This is a genomic window from Paucisalibacillus globulus (genome assembly GCF_900184735.1).
In the GTDB taxonomy this organism is placed as follows: domain Bacteria; phylum Bacillota; class Bacilli; order Bacillales; family Amphibacillaceae; genus Ornithinibacillus; species Ornithinibacillus globulus_B.
The window spans coordinates 1-14,892 of record NZ_LT855399.1 but is presented as its reverse complement, the minus strand read 5'-3'; the positions used below and the strand labels follow the sequence as shown (position 1 = coordinate 14,892).

Annotated in this window: 20 protein-coding genes and 1 pseudogene; 5 read left to right on the top strand and 16 right to left on the bottom strand. The window is 35.9% G+C overall.

The features are described 5' to 3' along the window. The first annotated feature begins 77 nt into the window (after positions 1 to 77). Positions 78 to 599 carry a CueP family metal-binding protein gene (locus BN999_RS16670; RefSeq protein WP_096273268.1) on the top strand — a complete coding sequence of 174 codons (522 nt, stop codon included), beginning with the start codon at positions 78 to 80 and terminating at the stop codon, positions 597 to 599. 92 nt (positions 600 to 691) lie between these two features. On the opposite strand, the gene BN999_RS16665 is transcribed toward BN999_RS16670, so the two are convergent. Beyond that, complete coding sequence (locus tag BN999_RS16665; protein WP_096273266.1) at positions 692 to 1,249, bottom strand: TetR/AcrR family transcriptional regulator; 558 nt, start codon at positions 1,247 to 1,249, stop codon at positions 692 to 694. Positions 1,250 to 1,440: 191 nt separating this feature from the next. Here BN999_RS16665 and BN999_RS16660 point away from each other — a divergent pair, with 191 nt between their 5' ends. Next, positions 1,441 to 2,019 carry an NADPH-dependent FMN reductase gene (locus BN999_RS16660; RefSeq protein ID WP_096273264.1) on the top strand — a complete coding sequence of 193 codons (579 nt, stop codon included), beginning with the start codon at positions 1,441 to 1,443 and terminating at the stop codon, positions 2,017 to 2,019. Next, positions 2,016 to 2,936 (top strand): DsbA family protein, encoded by a 921-nt coding sequence (locus BN999_RS16655; RefSeq protein WP_096273262.1) that lies wholly within the window; start codon positions 2,016 to 2,018, stop codon positions 2,934 to 2,936. The genes BN999_RS16660 and BN999_RS16655 overlap by 4 nt, the downstream gene beginning before the upstream one ends. A 65-nt stretch (positions 2,937 to 3,001) precedes the next feature. On the opposite strand, the gene BN999_RS16650 is transcribed toward BN999_RS16655, so the two are convergent. The 4 genes and pseudogenes from BN999_RS16650 to BN999_RS16630 all read right to left on the bottom strand — a co-directional run. Further along, positions 3,002 to 3,538: a GNAT family N-acetyltransferase gene (locus BN999_RS16650; protein ID WP_096273751.1), complete on the bottom strand. Its 537-nt coding sequence runs from the start codon at positions 3,536 to 3,538 to the stop codon at positions 3,002 to 3,004. A 56-nt stretch (positions 3,539 to 3,594) separates the two neighbouring features. Continuing rightward, positions 3,595 to 4,623, bottom strand: coding sequence for a serine hydrolase domain-containing protein (locus BN999_RS16645; RefSeq protein ID WP_096273260.1), 1,029 nt, complete (start codon positions 4,621 to 4,623; stop codon positions 3,595 to 3,597). Positions 4,624 to 5,146: 523 nt separating this feature from the next. Continuing rightward, positions 5,147 to 6,082, bottom strand: a complete 936-nt coding sequence (locus tag BN999_RS16635) for a YfcC family protein (protein ID WP_255247505.1) — start codon at positions 6,080 to 6,082, stop codon at positions 5,147 to 5,149. A gap of 20 nt (positions 6,083 to 6,102) precedes the next feature. Next, a pseudogene (locus tag BN999_RS16630) lies at positions 6,103 to 7,062 on the bottom strand (amidohydrolase); the annotation flags it as partial. A gap of 214 nt (positions 7,063 to 7,276) precedes the next feature. Here BN999_RS16630 and BN999_RS16625 point away from each other — a divergent pair. Together BN999_RS16625 and BN999_RS16620 are read left to right on the top strand one after the other, a co-directional pair. Continuing rightward, positions 7,277 to 8,152, top strand: a complete 876-nt coding sequence (locus BN999_RS16625; RefSeq protein WP_096273252.1) for a DMT family transporter — start codon at positions 7,277 to 7,279, stop codon at positions 8,150 to 8,152. Between the two features lie 50 nt (positions 8,153 to 8,202). Continuing rightward, positions 8,203 to 8,679 carry a GNAT family N-acetyltransferase gene (locus BN999_RS16620; RefSeq protein ID WP_096273750.1) on the top strand — a complete coding sequence of 159 codons (477 nt, stop codon included), beginning with the start codon at positions 8,203 to 8,205 and terminating at the stop codon, positions 8,677 to 8,679. A gap of 55 nt (positions 8,680 to 8,734) precedes the next feature. On the opposite strand, the gene BN999_RS16615 is transcribed toward BN999_RS16620, so the two are convergent. From BN999_RS16615 to BN999_RS16570, 11 genes are all read right to left on the bottom strand, one after another. Beyond that, the gene (locus tag BN999_RS16615) at positions 8,735 to 9,517 is read right to left on the bottom strand and encodes a DUF817 domain-containing protein (protein ID WP_096273748.1); all 783 of its coding nucleotides are present in this window, start codon (positions 9,515 to 9,517) and stop codon (positions 8,735 to 8,737) included. 269 nt (positions 9,518 to 9,786) lie between these two features. Next, positions 9,787 to 10,068 carry a hypothetical protein gene (locus BN999_RS16610; protein WP_096273250.1) on the bottom strand — a complete coding sequence of 94 codons (282 nt, stop codon included), beginning with the start codon at positions 10,066 to 10,068 and terminating at the stop codon, positions 9,787 to 9,789. 66 nt (positions 10,069 to 10,134) lie between these two features. After that, a complete protein-coding gene (locus tag BN999_RS16605) occupies positions 10,135 to 10,557 on the bottom strand; it encodes a DUF4362 domain-containing protein (protein WP_096273248.1) in 423 nt (140 codons plus the stop codon). 117 nt (positions 10,558 to 10,674) lie between these two features. Beyond that, complete coding sequence (locus BN999_RS16600; RefSeq protein ID WP_096273246.1) at positions 10,675 to 11,121, bottom strand: AraC family transcriptional regulator; 447 nt, start codon at positions 11,119 to 11,121, stop codon at positions 10,675 to 10,677. Between the two features lie 22 nt (positions 11,122 to 11,143). Next, positions 11,144 to 11,599 (bottom strand): SRPBCC family protein, encoded by a 456-nt coding sequence (locus tag BN999_RS16595; RefSeq protein ID WP_096273244.1) that lies wholly within the window; start codon positions 11,597 to 11,599, stop codon positions 11,144 to 11,146. A 285-nt stretch (positions 11,600 to 11,884) separates the two neighbouring features. Beyond that, the gene (locus BN999_RS20765; protein ID WP_176482014.1) at positions 11,885 to 12,031 is read right to left on the bottom strand and encodes a hypothetical protein; all 147 of its coding nucleotides are present in this window, start codon (positions 12,029 to 12,031) and stop codon (positions 11,885 to 11,887) included. A 9-nt stretch (positions 12,032 to 12,040) separates the two neighbouring features. After that, positions 12,041 to 12,640 (bottom strand): hypothetical protein, encoded by a 600-nt coding sequence (locus tag BN999_RS16590; protein ID WP_096273242.1) that lies wholly within the window; start codon positions 12,638 to 12,640, stop codon positions 12,041 to 12,043. 106 nt (positions 12,641 to 12,746) lie between these two features. After that, positions 12,747 to 13,025 (bottom strand): hypothetical protein, encoded by a 279-nt coding sequence (locus BN999_RS16585; protein ID WP_096273240.1) that lies wholly within the window; start codon positions 13,023 to 13,025, stop codon positions 12,747 to 12,749. A gap of 7 nt (positions 13,026 to 13,032) precedes the next feature. Continuing rightward, the gene (locus BN999_RS16580; RefSeq protein ID WP_096273238.1) at positions 13,033 to 13,794 is read right to left on the bottom strand and encodes a class I SAM-dependent methyltransferase; all 762 of its coding nucleotides are present in this window, start codon (positions 13,792 to 13,794) and stop codon (positions 13,033 to 13,035) included. A gap of 22 nt (positions 13,795 to 13,816) precedes the next feature. Beyond that, on the bottom strand, positions 13,817 to 14,272 hold the full coding sequence (locus BN999_RS16575; RefSeq protein WP_096273236.1) for a GNAT family N-acetyltransferase: 456 nt from the start codon (positions 14,270 to 14,272) through the stop codon (positions 13,817 to 13,819). A 246-nt stretch (positions 14,273 to 14,518) separates the two neighbouring features. Next, positions 14,519 to 14,719: a DUF4177 domain-containing protein gene (locus BN999_RS16570; protein WP_096273235.1), complete on the bottom strand. Its 201-nt coding sequence runs from the start codon at positions 14,717 to 14,719 to the stop codon at positions 14,519 to 14,521. Positions 14,720 to 14,892 lie beyond the last annotated feature (173 nt).

Below are 14,892 nucleotides of genomic sequence, written 5' to 3'. Positions count from 1 at the left end.
TTTCGTGACATTAGGTTATAAAAGCGCTTATTATGGTAAAATACTAGGTATTATACATAGTATTGGAGCGACTTTAAATGAAAATACTACGATTAACCTTTCTAGCAGTACTACTTATTTCCATCATGGCTGCTTGTAATAATGAGACTTCAGAGAACAATCAAGAGAAAGACATTAAAGAAATGGTTCATGACTATAGTGTTGGTGATTTTGAAGACATCACAGCCTCTATTACATCACATGAACTAATTGTAATGGATCAAAATAATAAGGAAACAACTTATGACCTACCGGAGGATGAATTTTTTGTCTCCATAGCACCTTTTGAAACCACAACCCATGAATGTGCCATCCATAGCTTGACTGGTTGCCAAGGAGAATTAGTGGAAAAAGATTTCCAAGTCCATATTGAAGATGAAGACGGGAATGTTGTGGTGGATAAAACAATGACTACATTCGAAAATGGCTTCATAGATTTATGGTTACCTCGTGATCAGAAATTTAACGTAACCATTGAACATAATGGTAAAGTTGCTGAGTCTATAATCTCAACTTTTAAAGGAGATAATACTTGTATTACGACCATGCAGCTAGTATAAAATAAACGATAAAAGCACCTTAAATGCTACGGAAATAGCATTTAAGGTGCTTTTAAATTTCACAAACGTACCTATTAAGCTATTCTAATGAACTAGTTACCAATTCCATTCTGTATATAAGGAATGGCTGTTTTAATAAATTCCTCTGGAGAAACAGAATCACTACTTCTTCTCCACTCCATCGAAGCCCCGTAAAGCCCCCAACTTAACATGGTTGCGGAAAGCTTTAGTCCTTCCTCTACTTCTTCTGGATGCTGAAGTTCAAGCATTCTAAAGAATATTACTTCTAACTGGTCCCGAATGATTCGTGCAATGGTATCTTCATAACCTCGATGACAGCGAGTCGATAAGGAAGTCTGAAAATCGGTAATCGCAGTGAATAGACTTATGAGAGTCTCTTCATTGAGCTCGCTATTTTCATATTCTTTCCCATTTAAATTGACTAGTAATACTTCTGTTAATGCCTTATCGAGAAGATCATAGATATCCATAAAATGATAATAAAACGTTGCCCGATTAATCATCGCCTCTGTGGTGATATCTTTTATCGTAATATCCTTAAATTCCTTTTTACTGGAAAGGTCAATAAAAGAATCCATTATTAATTTACGAGTACGAAGAATACGCGGATCAGTTTTTGCCTCAGTCAACTCGAAAACCCTCCTATTTTTCCAACAGTTTTCCCGATGTGTTGGATATCCAACATTTCCGTCAAACTATTGGTGTTCCTAGTTTCGATTATCTTATAAACTAGCCTTAGAAGCAAACGGAAGGCTTAATATTTTGAAAATAAAGGCTTTCTAAGTAGCACTTATTACACAATATTAGGAGGTATTCGATTATGGTTAGAATTGGAATTATCACAGGGAGTACAAGAGATTCCCGTGTTAATACACAGGTTGCAGAATGGGTGAAATCCATCGCAGACCAAAGAACCGATGCAGAATTTGAACTAGTGGACATTAAGGATTACAACTTACCAAGATATAATGAATCTGTACCTGCAGTCTTTACGCGAGATTATCAAACACCTGAAGCAAAACCTTGGTCGGAAAAAATTGACTCACTGGATGGATTTATATTTGTACTAGCAGAATACAATAAAGGCATAACTTCCGGATTAAAGGATGCAATCGATTATCTATACCAAGAGTGGAATAACAAAGCTGCAGGGATTGTCAGTTACGGATCAACACTTGGTGTTTCAGCTGCAAATGAATTACGCCTGATCTTATCGGTTCCAAAAGTAGCAACCGTAGGAACGCATGTTGGAATGAGTTTATTCACCGACTTTGAGGAGATGAGCAAATTCAATCCAGCGCCATTCCATAAGGATACAGTTGAAAAGTTACTAGATGAAGTGATTGAATGGTCTACCGCACTTAAAACGATTCGTGTAAAGGAGGAAGTTACTGTATGAGTAACCAAAATATGATTTGTGACTTAGAAACTGGAATTTGTGGGGAAGCTGGTGACGACGAAATGGAAATCATTGATTTAAACCAACCTACTAAAAAAGTAGATTTATACTATGTTACCGACCCAATTTGTTCCCATTGCTGGGCGATTGAGCCTACACTTCGCCGCTTCACAGAACAATATGGTCACTATTTCAACTTCCACACTGTAATGGGTGGACTATTGGAAAAATGGCATGACGGGCCAATTGATCCTGCTAATGGCATCTATAAACCTGCAGATGTTGCTGGTCACTGGAGAGAAGTTGGGGAGCATACACGTATGCCAATTGATGGTTCACTGATGATTGACAATCCTGTTCAATCATCTTTCCCTCCATCTCGTGTATTTAAAATCATTCAAAAACTGCACGGTAATGAAAAAGCATCTGAATACTTACGTCGTGCAAGAGAAGCACTATTTGCTTTCAATGAGAACATTGGTGAAAATGCGGTTATGATTGCGGTTGTTAATAAGATGGGGCTAGATGGAGAAGCAATTGTAAAAGAAGCAAACGAAAAAGCCGGACATGATTTGCTCATGGAAGACTTTGCTCTAACTAGAAAACTTGGTGCTAGAGGTTTTCCAACGATTATCATGGTTAACGAAGATAATAAAGGGGTAAAAATTGTTGGAGGCCGCCCATTTGAATATTATGTATCAGGTTTAGCACAAGCCTTAGATGATACTCCGGAGCCTAAAAAACAACCATCTCTTTCTGATTTGATAAAAGAAGAAAAGTTGCTATTTGCTAAAGAGATTGAAGTGATGTATGATGTCGCTCCATCCGAGCTTACTAATTATGTGAAAGAGCAATTGGCTAGTGATACGTACCAGGAAAAGGAACTTCTTGGTGAAAAATACTTTGTAAATAGATAACAGACATAAAAATCTGTAAAATCCTAATAGGGTTTTACAGATTTTTTAATCGTTACAAGTAATAACTAACTTCGATTGATGTAATATACTAGATTATCAGTCCATTCTTCAAATTCATAGATAAAGCCTTTACGAACACATTCAAATTCCATTCCAACACTTTCAGCTAGCTTAATGGAAGGAAAATTATCAAGATTAATATGTGCTTCAATACGGTGGTAATTTAGTTTCTCAAAAGCAAAATGAATGGCTGCTTTCACAGCTTCCTTCGCATAACCTTTTCTCCAAAATTGATTATGTATGGTATACCCTACCCTTGCCCACTGGAAATCATCTCTTAATAAAGTAGAGAAGTCGATTGCACCTAGATGGGCATTGTCAGCTTTACGAAAAATGCCAAAAACATAGATTTTGTCTTCCAATGCCAAGCTACGATGATTATCTACCAATTGTTGAAACCACTTTTTCGTACAGACTCCCATATCTAATTTCCCCTCATCATATCTATGTTGTGACGGAAGCCTATTCTCAAATTGAGTGTACCAGGTAGTATAATCTTCATTATTAAGTGGGCGGATAACCAATCTTTCTGTCTCTATCATATCGCTAAATACGTCCAAATAAATCTTCCTCTCAAAATAACACGGTTAGGATTATTTTACATGATTTCTCTGTAAATCTCGCCAATTAACCCTTCCATCTGATGTACACCTAATTCTGCATTAGTCATGATCACAGTGCCTATCCCTATATGTGGCTTAGCAACCATCATACACTGGAATCCTACTCCCCAACCTAGTGATGACACTTCTAAACCATTACCGGATTCGCCTAGGAAAACCCCTAATCCAGTCCAATCTTTCCCTCCCTGTGGGCTAATCATTTCATTTACACTATTTACTGAAATGCCCAACGTGCTATTCCCATGGACTGCATGCAATAATTCAAGAACTAATTTGGCTAAATCAGAGGAAGTTGTCCATAATCCCGATGCCGCAGGGTAGGGATATATTGGATATTTCCCAGTAACGATTTCACCGTTCTTGTTATGACCGCAAGAAAAGCTCCCATTTCCAAGTTCTGAAGTATCTACCAAATATGTACTACTTTCCATTTCTAATGGTTGAAAAATCTGTTCCTTCATTACCTGTTCAAAGGAGGCTCCGGTCACATCTTCTATTAGTTGTTGAATAATACAGTATCCTGCATCTGCATAATGAAATTCACTTCCTGGTTCATGCGTTACCTGTATAGGCGAAACACAATAAGGGGTTTTCCCTTCTAAAATCTCTATCATGGAAGGATTACCAAACCGAGAATCTAATTCTATAAAACTACCTTCCGGATCCACAATACCTGACTGATGACTGAGTAAATGTCGTAAAGTTACCGGACTACTAAATTGATGTTCCTGGACTTTCCAACCTTGCAACTTTATATTCACGTCCTCATCCAAATCAAGAACGCCAGCTTCCTTTAGCTTCATCACAAGCATTCCCGTTACAAATTTACTAATAGAACAAGCACTAAATACAGTTCCATTTTCTACTTTTCTATTAGTTCCTGCTTCTAGCACTCCGTAGTTTTCTATGGCATCAACCCGGCCATTATTCATTAAAGCGATTGTTAATCCTTGTACCTTATAATAATCCATCCGCTCTTGTATGTTTATGATTTCTTTATTCATTCTTCATCGCCACCTTTTACAAGATTATATCACGAATATATGTTCCTATTAAATGAAAATTTATAATATATTATAATAATATGATAGTATAATAATGAAATGTAACGACAATAGGTGGAGATAAGATATGGATGTAATTGGATATTTAGTAGTGACTATCTTTGTTTTAGGAGTTTCGTATGGTCTATTACTTCAAACAAAGCATCTGCTAAACATGAAAAAGAATAAAACAAATACAAAATCTAGTAGATTGTGGTTATGCAGTTGCTTAAGGTGCTTTTCTATTGCAGGTTTTTTAATATCCTTTCTTTTAAACATGTTGGTACACTTGCAACTTATTCATTCACACTTCATTACAAGTAATAGCACAAATATTTTCTGCCTGGTATTCCTAACGGCAATTATTATCGCTAAATACATCATTACACCAAGAGACTATACTAAAAACAAACTTTCCATTTAATGGGTATAAACGTTAAACTAGAAAAATAGAACCTCCAAATAATTGGAAGTTCTATTTCTTTTAAACCCAAACAAACATATGTGCAATCGTCACAAAAATAGCACCCAACACATAATGAATTAATATCAATGGCCAAATCCATTTAAACCACTTACCATACGAAATCCCCGCCATTGCAATTCCGGCTAATAATAATCCACTTGTCGGGGCAAAAATATTCGATATTCCATCTCCCATTTGGAAAGCGAGAACTGCTGTCTGTCGATTTACATCTAGTAAATCCGCAAGAGGTGTCATGATGGGCATGGTTAACGCTGCCTGACCGCTTCCTGATGTTACAATAAAGTTCATTAACCCTTGCATTACATACATTCCAAGTGCTGCTAATTCACTAGGCATTCCTGAAATAGCTTTTGTAATACCATTTAAAATCGTATCGATAGTGTTGGAATCTTGTAGTAAAACTAGAACACCATATGCGAACCCAACAACAAGTGCACCGACAACAAGCTCCTTACACCCTTTTACAAAGTTCTCTGCTATCTCATTGATTTTCATATTATTAATAAGACCGACTATAATACCAAAAATCAAAAATAACGCAGCAATCTCGATAATATACCACCCATATTCAAGTACACCATAAGCAAGAACGACTAATGTCAGTAATAAGACACCTAATGTTATAGCCTGTATCTTGGTTAATTTCTCTTGTTTTTTCACTTTCGTTACAGTAGACGTAACTTGTCCTTCCTCGTACATGATACTTTTCGTCGGATCTTTCTTCACCTTATGTGCATACCTCATGACAAACGCAATACTTACCGCCATAAATAATAACCAGTAAATAATTCGTAGTGTCATCCCAGAGAAAATTGGTAATTCTGCTATCCCTTGGGCAACGCCAATAGTAAATGGATTGGAGAAAGCTGCCGTAAATCCTGCCGAAACACCAACTAAAACCATTGCAGTTCCTACAATAGAATCAAACCCCAATTTAATGGCAATGGGAACCACTGATGAAAATTTTCCATCATTACTTTGTCTAATGTGGCGTTACGAATCAAATCCGAGGTGCCGCTATCAAACTCCATTTCTAGCTCTGTCTCTGTCATTAGAGCTGCTCCTTCAGCAATTTTACAAACTCGTTGATAGATTTTCTCTACTTCTCCAACCTTTGGTGCACGGATTAAATACAATACCTCGGCTTCCGCCTGTACCACATTGGGAGAAAATCCACCGGTATTGGTAATGGCATAATGAATTCTTGCATCGTCAATAATATGTTCACGTAAATAATTCACACCGACATTCATTAACTCCACGGCATCCAGCGCACTTCTACCTAGATGTGGTGACGCTGCTGCATGGGAAGCGCGACCCTTGAAACGGAAATACACTTGATAGGTTGCTAGAGCATTCATTAAACTTACCGCATTAACTGACATCGGATGCCAGGTTAAGGCAAAGTCAACATCATCAAATAAGCCTTCCCGTACCATATAGGTTTTACCATCACCACTTTCTTCTGCTGGACACCCGTAGTACCGTACTGTTCCTGGAAGGCCATTCTCCTCCAGATATTCTTTTACTGCAACAGCAGCTGCAAGTGCTCCTGTTCCTAGCAAATTATGACCACAACCATGCCCACTACCATTTTTCAAAAGAGGCTTATACTCCGCTAGCCCTTTTTCCTGACTCAAACCTGCTAGTGCATCAAATTCACCAAGAATAGCCATAACGGGACCACTGTTTCCAAAACTCCCGATAAAAGCCGTGTCTATCCCAGCTACCCCTCGTTCTACTTCAAACCCTTGTTCTTCTAGAGCTTTACAAAGCAGTTCAGCTGATTCTTTTTCCTCGTAACTCATCTCAGCAAAGTCCCATATTTTTTCGCTTATATCAATATATAAATCTCGTTTTCTTTCAATAATCTCATCTATCTTTATAGTGTGATGCACGTCATACACTCCCATTTATGTAAAATCAAATACACATAATAATTCATTATAATGTATAATTATAAAAATACTGTAATAAAGTGTCAATAACATTCGATATAAAAGTTAACAATTTTTCTCATCCATGCTTTATAATCATACTAATTGAACATGTCTTCTTCTGATTACATCCCTATTGATAGGAATGGATAGGAAAGAACTAGGAGAGTTAGAGAGTAGGAGAGTAAAGATGAAACAATATATTGGGGATGGAATGCTCCTTATTACCGCAATTGTTTGGGGCAGTGGATTTGTCGTCACTGCGATTGCATTAGAATATTTATCTGCTTATCAAGTCATGGCCGGTAGATTTGTATTAGCTACCATCATACTGGTTCTATTATTTGGAAAGAAGTTTAAAACATTCACTAAATCTATTATCTGGAAGGGCGCCATATTAGGAACGATATTATATATTGGATTCGCCTTACAAACGGTTGGGTTAGAATACACAACACCATCTAAGAATGCCTTTTTAACAGCGGTAAATGTTGTTATTGTCCCAATTATTGCCTACCTTATTTATAAACGGAAGATTGATCGTTACGAAATTTGGGGTTCTATCATTGCCATTATTGGTATTGGATTCTTATCCTTACAAGGCTCACTAACAATCAATATTGGAGATGCACTGTCTTTAGCTTGTGCCGTGGCCTTTGCGTTCGATATTTTTTACACGAATCATTTTGTAAAGAAAGAAGATGCAATTTCACTTACCATCATGCAATTTATTACGGCATCTTTCATTGGGATTGTTGCCGTATTGATTCAAGGAGATATTCCAACAACATTTGAAAAAGAAGCTATTTATTCGATTGTCTATTTAGCAGTGTTCTCAACAACGATAGCCTATGTTTGTCAGAATGTTGCCTTCCGCTATACAACGGCTACCAAGGGTGCGATTATTCTTTCCATGGAATCATTTTTCGGGATGGTCTTATCGGTAATATTCTTACATGAAATTTTGACTGGCCGCATGATTACAGGAGCTGTGTTAATTCTAATGGCAATTCTAATTGCTGAATTAAAGCCAAGTTTTCACAGGAAACGATTAAGGAATGTTTAAACTGCTAACCTAATTAAGAGGTATCAAGATTGGATAATGAGGGTGAGATAATGGAGATACAATTAGAAAAAGCAACAGTAAAAGATGCACAATCTATATTAGAAATACAAAAAGAGGCTTTCCAACCATTATTGGATAAATATAACGACCATGATTCAAATCCAGCTAATGAAACGATTGAAAGGGTACTAACTAGAATCAATTACCCACATGGTGGATTTTATAAGATCATAGCAGAAAATACCTTGGTTGGAGCTATCTGTATTAATCGTAAAGAGGACACACGGTTTTGGATAAGCCCGATGTTCATCCTACCAACTTATCAAGGGAATGGAATAGCGCAGAAGGCTATTACCTTAATAGAAGAAATGTTTCCTCAGGCAATTACATGGGAACTGGCGACCATATTGGAGGAAGAAAGAAATTGTTATTTATACGAGAAAATGGGCTATCAGAAAACCGGTGTTACTAAGCGATTAAACAATCACGCTACCCTCGTTTATTTCAAGAAGAGAATTATAACTTGAATGCTTAATTAGAAAAAGGGAACATGAGATTTATTCATGTTCCTTTTCTAATTACTTATCTTGTTTTATTTATTCTAGAAGTTCTCCCTTTTACTCTTTTCAACGTTGCTACAATAAGAAAACTAACAATGACTAATAAGACCCAAGAACTTACTTTTCCGAGAGAAACCAGACTCCAGGCATCCGTTTGGTTTGGATATTTCCATGCTCCAAAGAATGTTGCAATATTCTCTGCAATCCAAATAAAAAATCCGATAAGGACAAAAGATAGCGCCAGAGGCATTCTGTATCTAGTTCCATTTACATCGTAAGAGACCCATGATTTCCAAAAAACAATGATGACTAACCCAGCCAACCAGTACCGAATATCAATCCAATAATGGTGGGTGAAAAAATTTAAATAGATGGCAGCAGCAAGTGGAACTACTAGCCAAAACGGGGGCCACTTTATTAATTCAACCTGTAGTCTCCTCCATGCTTGGCAAAGGAAACTGGCTACACTCGCATACATGAATCCACTATACAACGGTACACCGAAAACTTTTGCGATACCGTCCTCCGGATAAGACCACGATCCCATATGTACCTTAAAGATTTCAAGTGCAAGCCCAATTAAGTGGAATAGTGTAATGACCTTTAATTCATCCTTCGTTTCCAGACCAGAACGGACCATCCATACCTGCATGAGAAGAAAGATAATGAGTAACCAGTCATACCGAGGTAAGAGTGGCATGGAGATGGTTTGTGTAATTGCTAATGAGGCAAATATTACAACAGGAAATACACAGGAAAGGGCAAGCTCCCATCCAAAATGAAAGAGCTGCTTTAGTGGTCTCAAAGGCTGACTCTTCCTTGTATTTTTTTCTACTTCATGTTGGATAGCTAAACCCATACTATATCATCCTTTCAGTCCATTCCGCTTCATAAATATCATCAGGATATAATTTCTATATTGATTATAAAACAACTTTTATCGTTTTACAATAAAAAGTTATTGATTATTACTGTTTTTTTATTGTTAATATCCACAGAACACAAAAAAGGACTTGGCAAATCCCAAGTCCTTACACTATATTTATTACATTAAGCATATCTTGAAAGTCTGATTTACTTTTTATCACGATTAGTAATTTTGTATTTTTCACCTTTACTATCATAGGTGATCCATTCCCCAACTGGTTCACCCTTGTCAAAATATCCTGACCGCTTGATTGTTCCATCTACACGATACCATTCCCAATAGCCTTCTGGTTTATCATCCATTATCTTTCCTTTTGACCACATGGTTTTACCATTTGCATGGTACTTTATCGTGTATCCATCAATTATTTCTAATTTCTTTTCTTTAACACCATTTGGTTGTGTTAAGTCTGATTTTTCATTCACCATGACTTACCTCCAATAACTACTTTTAATAACAATGCTGTCTCGATACTTTTTGTACTTCCTGCACAATCATTCTGACTCATGCAAAATAGTTATTATCTCATCATAATCATAATCCCCACAACCTTCAAGATAGTATTCCGTTCTTTGAGACAGTTCAATCACTTCAATGGCGTTACATGTCGCAGTATGTAAGTTTCCTTCACCAAACTTATCGCTTCTTGTATCAAAAGTCGATTTAATAACGTCTCCATTGTATTCCAAATCATGAAGTAATGGGTCGCCTTCTGTTGTATAATTTACCACGCGGACAGTATCTTCCTTACCATTTAAAACGTTATGGTAGAATTCCTGAAATCTTTCCACATTCTCCACTTCTACATACCTATTTATCACATCCTCCGACGAGGGTTTGTATTTAGAAACCTTATCTTGGCATCCTGCAATTACAATTGTTATGAACAAAATAGATATAGCGAACATCCTTTTCATTATTTACATCCTTTCAGGAAGAAAATGTCCGAATGATTCCAGGTTAGATTAATGATTTTACCAATGTATTTTCTCCTTAAGATATTTACAATAATTCAAACACAAACACCGGATTAACTATTCGCAGATTGGTAAGTAAATCTCTACCTCTTCTTCGCCACCTTCTATAGGATGATAGGTTTCAACTATATACGAGTCAAGATCTCTTTTATACCCTTGTTCATTTGCCCATCCTAACAAACTTGAATGAAGTTCTCCGATTCTAGTAATCTTACCTCTAGTCGTTACATAATGTTGCTCTGTTTCAATATAATCCATAGCAACAGGGACTTCTTTAACCGGATTTGGAACGATTAATCCTACATAGTATTGTCCTTCAAGATGGTTCTCGTCTTTCTTAGGCTCAAAAAATGCTACCTCAACACCGGTCTGACTTTGAATTTCATTAGAGCGAAGCATTACTTGTTGAGCAAGTGAGGGTACATCGTTAGCGAAGTTAGAGAAAGCTCCATAACCTTTCATACCCACTGCCTTAAAATCTTTTATTACCTTGTTAAACTTCATCCTTATCCCCCCATGTTTCTAATTAACACATACCTTCTGCAATCTTCTTTAATTCCCTAGCCCTGTTTGCTAGAAAAACAGTCATATACTTTTCTAAAAACAACTTATCTGCAATAACCCCAAAAAAGCCAAAGGGTGACTTGTATTCAAAAGTATCGATCATAAAAGTACCATCAGCTTCTTCAACAAATTCGTGTGTATGCATAAACGAGTGAAATGCTCCCTTCACCATTATATCGATGAACTTCACAGGCTTTTCCATATAAATGACCTTAGCTGTTAATCTTTGTTTTATTCCGAAGTGAGTTGCTTCCCAAGTAACCGAATCACCTTTTTCTAGCAGTCCATGTGTAGTGCCCGCCACAGCTTTTTCTTTTGTAGATTCGGTCGTTTTAGTATGTATGTCTACGTTTCTAGCTAGATCAAAGCATAATCTTATCGGTGCTTCGATAAATTGCTTATGGATGATAACTGGCAAAATCCTCACCTATTTTCAATTAAATAGTAGGTTATAAATCATTTATCATTATTTTCTAGTTCCTTTACTCTATTTTCTATGTTTTCTAGTTTAGAAAATGCAAACAACGCAAGCCCTAATGCCCCTGCTGCAATGGAAAATGCAAATATCTCCATATCATCTCTACTCCCTTTCTATCTTTCATTTTTACTTTTATCAAGTAGGTCATTGCTTATATTCAAATCTCATGAAATCACCTTAACTGTCATACTTAAATGTACATCATAAAAAGATCGAAACCACACTTTAATTAAAAATATTAATTAACCATATAAATAAAAAGATTGGTATACCCACAATTAACATTCCAGTTAAGAGATAAGAGAAACCTTTGATAATAAATTTGATGAAATCGTAAATTGCACCAGCTAAATCATCTACAAAACCTCTCATAGCCACTCCTTATTCATTCTCTATAGGATTTCTAATTAGATTATAAAAGCTACTGTACATCATAAAAGCTCCCATGAACTCACCATGGAGGTTATGTATCTGGATTCTTAATGATGATCTAGATGTTCCTTTTCCTTCTTTTAAAACATGGAGTTGGTCTTCTATATATAGAATGTTTTTAATCGTAGAGACTAAATAGTCTCGCTGCTCTACGGTATAATCCTCTCTTGCAATCAGGTCCAATAGAGTTTCTCTTACATTCCCCACTTTAAATAACATATCTTCTATATCTCTTTTACTAATTCGGACCGGTTCTTTACTTACAAGCCAATCTTGATCAAATAACGAAAGGATATATTGTGTTCTATCAACTGTAAAATTAATATATCCATCTTTTTCTTGATTTTCGTGTTCCAAGTCTTTTTCTAAAGAAATCTTAAATTCATTTAGATCCTCTAAATATCCAGCAACCATTACAGAATCTGGTTTATAGTTATAGCTTTGATAAATACTGTAATTGGAAAACGGATAGAACCACGTCATAAATAAAATAATGATAATAATGATAGCAATAAAACTGATTACTAACCTTTTAATTCTATAATTCACCATTACACCTCTATGTTGTTCATATTGTTATTGCACTCTTACCTCACTAAAATACATTCCCTCTTATGTGAATAGATTTAATTCACTTTAGAACCATTAACTCGTGTTAAAACGAAAAGGAAATCATGATACCTACTGGAATAGAAGCCCAAGTAATAAATATTGAGAGAAAAAGAAAAGGTAATGTATCTTTGAAGAACTGAATGGAAGCAATAATTGCAGAAATCCCCCATACTACCAGAATAATAAAAAACTCTGGTGCAACAAAAGTTTTGTCTGTGTAATTTTCACCAATTGCCCCTTCAGCAAAGAATAAGGTTATCATCAATGCAGCAAAGCCACTTATGACAAGGTTAATGAGGGCTATAACTTTTCTTTTATTCATGATGACATCACCCCTTAAACGCAACCGCTTCAAATGTAATAATTTCACTAGTTTTCGTTGGATACTCACCATACTTGTAATCTGCAGAAATCTGAATATCTCTAAATCCAACTTGTTCTAGAACCATTTTAAATTCTTCAATCCCATACCATCTTAATGGGAATCTTTCTAATTCTGTCTGAATTAATTCACCGTTACGCCACTTCTCATACCGATGATGCGAGACTGTGTATTGATTAATGTGGTCCACTTCAACAAGCTTACTATCTAATGTAATAATCTCCCCACGGCTAGTTTCCCATTTCCTCGTGGTTACATTGGCCATTGAAAAGTCGGTTTGTAAAAAGATATCCAAAATTAGCCTGCCACCATTTTCCAGATGGTCATAAAAATTTGTTAATGCTTGTATCGAATCCTCTCTTTTATGCAAAACCAGAAAAGTTCCAGTAGGTACAATAATAGCTTCATAGTTTTCATCCAAAAAAACCGATTGCATTTCCCCATTAAATAACTTAGGTTTTAATCCTCTAGACTCACAATGATGTCGGCAAATGGTTAACATCTCATCCGAAACATCAAAACCGTCAACATGAAGTCCATTTTCCAATAGTGGGATGAGGATTCTACCCGTTCCTACACCAGGTTCAAGGATTTTCCCTTTGCAATTAGCCAATCGTTCACTATAAAACTCTACATCCCCATATGATAAACCAATATATTTATCTATGTCATATACTTCAGAAGAAAGCTTATTATAGAACCATTGCATTCGTTTTTCTCCTCTAATTAGATTATAATTTCATATGTAAGACAACTTCTCCTGCTGCAATTTCACCCGTTTTAGAAAAACCAATCTTTTCGTATAACTTTGAAGCTACTTCATTCTCAGGAACCGTTGTGATTCTTAGGTCAATATTTCCATACTCACTTCTAAAGTAGTCTATGAACTTCCTTAATGCTGCCTTACCATATCCTTTGTTCTGAAACTCTTTATCTATCATAAATCTTTCAATCCACCATGAATCTAGAGGGTAATCATCATCTGCAGGATAATAACAATACATAATAAATCCAACCATCTTTTCGTGATCGTAAATCGCCAATGGATGCTTCTCTCCCCCTTCGTATTTCTCCTCAAGTAACGAATACCAATTTGGAGCAACGAAATCTTCTTGCTCTTTATTTACAGTTAATTCAACGCATTGTTCATAATTATTTTTATCAATTCCCTTAAATTCCAGTTGCATCTATTTCTCCCCCATCAAGTTAGTCCTAAACTATTCCCACTAAACGGATTCTTAAAGATAAATCTCCTTATGAAGATTTTACAAGCTTTTTTCTAGCCTTTATCTCAAAATATGAACTTACAATCATAAAAATAGTTCCAAATGTTATTAATAAATATCCGTAAAGGAAATAATCATTGGAAATTAACAACACGCCAGACAAAATGATTAGAGTATATAAAACCCTTAACATAAAGTACTTGAACATCATACTTCACTCTTTCCTTCTAGTACTGGCCTCTCAAAGATTATTTCATATGACTTCGGCTTTCCGTATCCATTATATTCTAATGGCAACACCTGAACTAATTTCCAACCATCAACTGCATAAGAGTTAATGGTTTCCTTATATGTAGAAGGAGAAAAGAGTCCACCAAGTGACGTTTCTACAAATTTATACTCATACATTGTTTATCCCCCTTGTTTTTCATATCATTATCCCCATTAATTAATACGTATTGTCAAAAGTTTTTATAAAAAATCTATTAGTATTCCCTATTTCATGCGTTTTTATACAAAAAAACTTGCCACCCCCTCGAATTTAGGGTATTAGTGAGGTAACCACACCAAAACAAATACCT

Bases quoted from the DNA above. Each gene is read 5' to 3' on its own strand.
- BN999_RS16670 (WP_096273268.1), top strand. From the start codon at position 78: ATGAAAATACTACGATTAACCTTTCTAGCAGTACTACTTATTTCCATC.
- BN999_RS16660 (WP_096273264.1), top strand. From the start codon at position 1,441: ATGGTTAGAATTGGAATTATCACAGGGAGTACAAGAGATTCCCGTGTT.
- BN999_RS16655 (WP_096273262.1), top strand. From the start codon at position 2,016: ATGAGTAACCAAAATATGATTTGTGACTTAGAAACTGGAATTTGTGGG.
- BN999_RS16650 (WP_096273751.1), bottom strand. From the start codon at position 3,538: ATGATAGAGACAGAAAGATTGGTTATCCGCCCACTTAATAATGAAGAT.
- BN999_RS16645 (WP_096273260.1), bottom strand. From the start codon at position 4,623: ATGAATAAAGAAATCATAAACATACAAGAGCGGATGGATTATTATAAG.
- BN999_RS16625 (WP_096273252.1), top strand. From the start codon at position 7,277: ATGAAACAATATATTGGGGATGGAATGCTCCTTATTACCGCAATTGTT.
- BN999_RS16620 (WP_096273750.1), top strand. From the start codon at position 8,203: ATGGAGATACAATTAGAAAAAGCAACAGTAAAAGATGCACAATCTATA.
- BN999_RS16610 (WP_096273250.1), bottom strand. From the start codon at position 10,068: ATGGTGAATGAAAAATCAGACTTAACACAACCAAATGGTGTTAAAGAA.
- BN999_RS16605 (WP_096273248.1), bottom strand. From the start codon at position 10,557: ATGAAAAGGATGTTCGCTATATCTATTTTGTTCATAACAATTGTAATT.
- BN999_RS16600 (WP_096273246.1), bottom strand. From the start codon at position 11,121: ATGAAGTTTAACAAGGTAATAAAAGATTTTAAGGCAGTGGGTATGAAA.
- BN999_RS20765 (WP_176482014.1), bottom strand. From the start codon at position 12,031: ATGAGAGGTTTTGTAGATGATTTAGCTGGTGCAATTTACGATTTCATC.
- BN999_RS16585 (WP_096273240.1), bottom strand. From the start codon at position 13,025: ATGAATAAAAGAAAAGTTATAGCCCTCATTAACCTTGTCATAAGTGGC.
- BN999_RS16580 (WP_096273238.1), bottom strand. From the start codon at position 13,794: ATGCAATGGTTCTATAATAAGCTTTCTTCTGAAGTATATGACATAGAT.
- BN999_RS16575 (WP_096273236.1), bottom strand. From the start codon at position 14,272: ATGCAACTGGAATTTAAGGGAATTGATAAAAATAATTATGAACAATGC.
- BN999_RS16570 (WP_096273235.1), bottom strand. From the start codon at position 14,719: ATGTATGAGTATAAATTTGTAGAAACGTCACTTGGTGGACTCTTTTCT.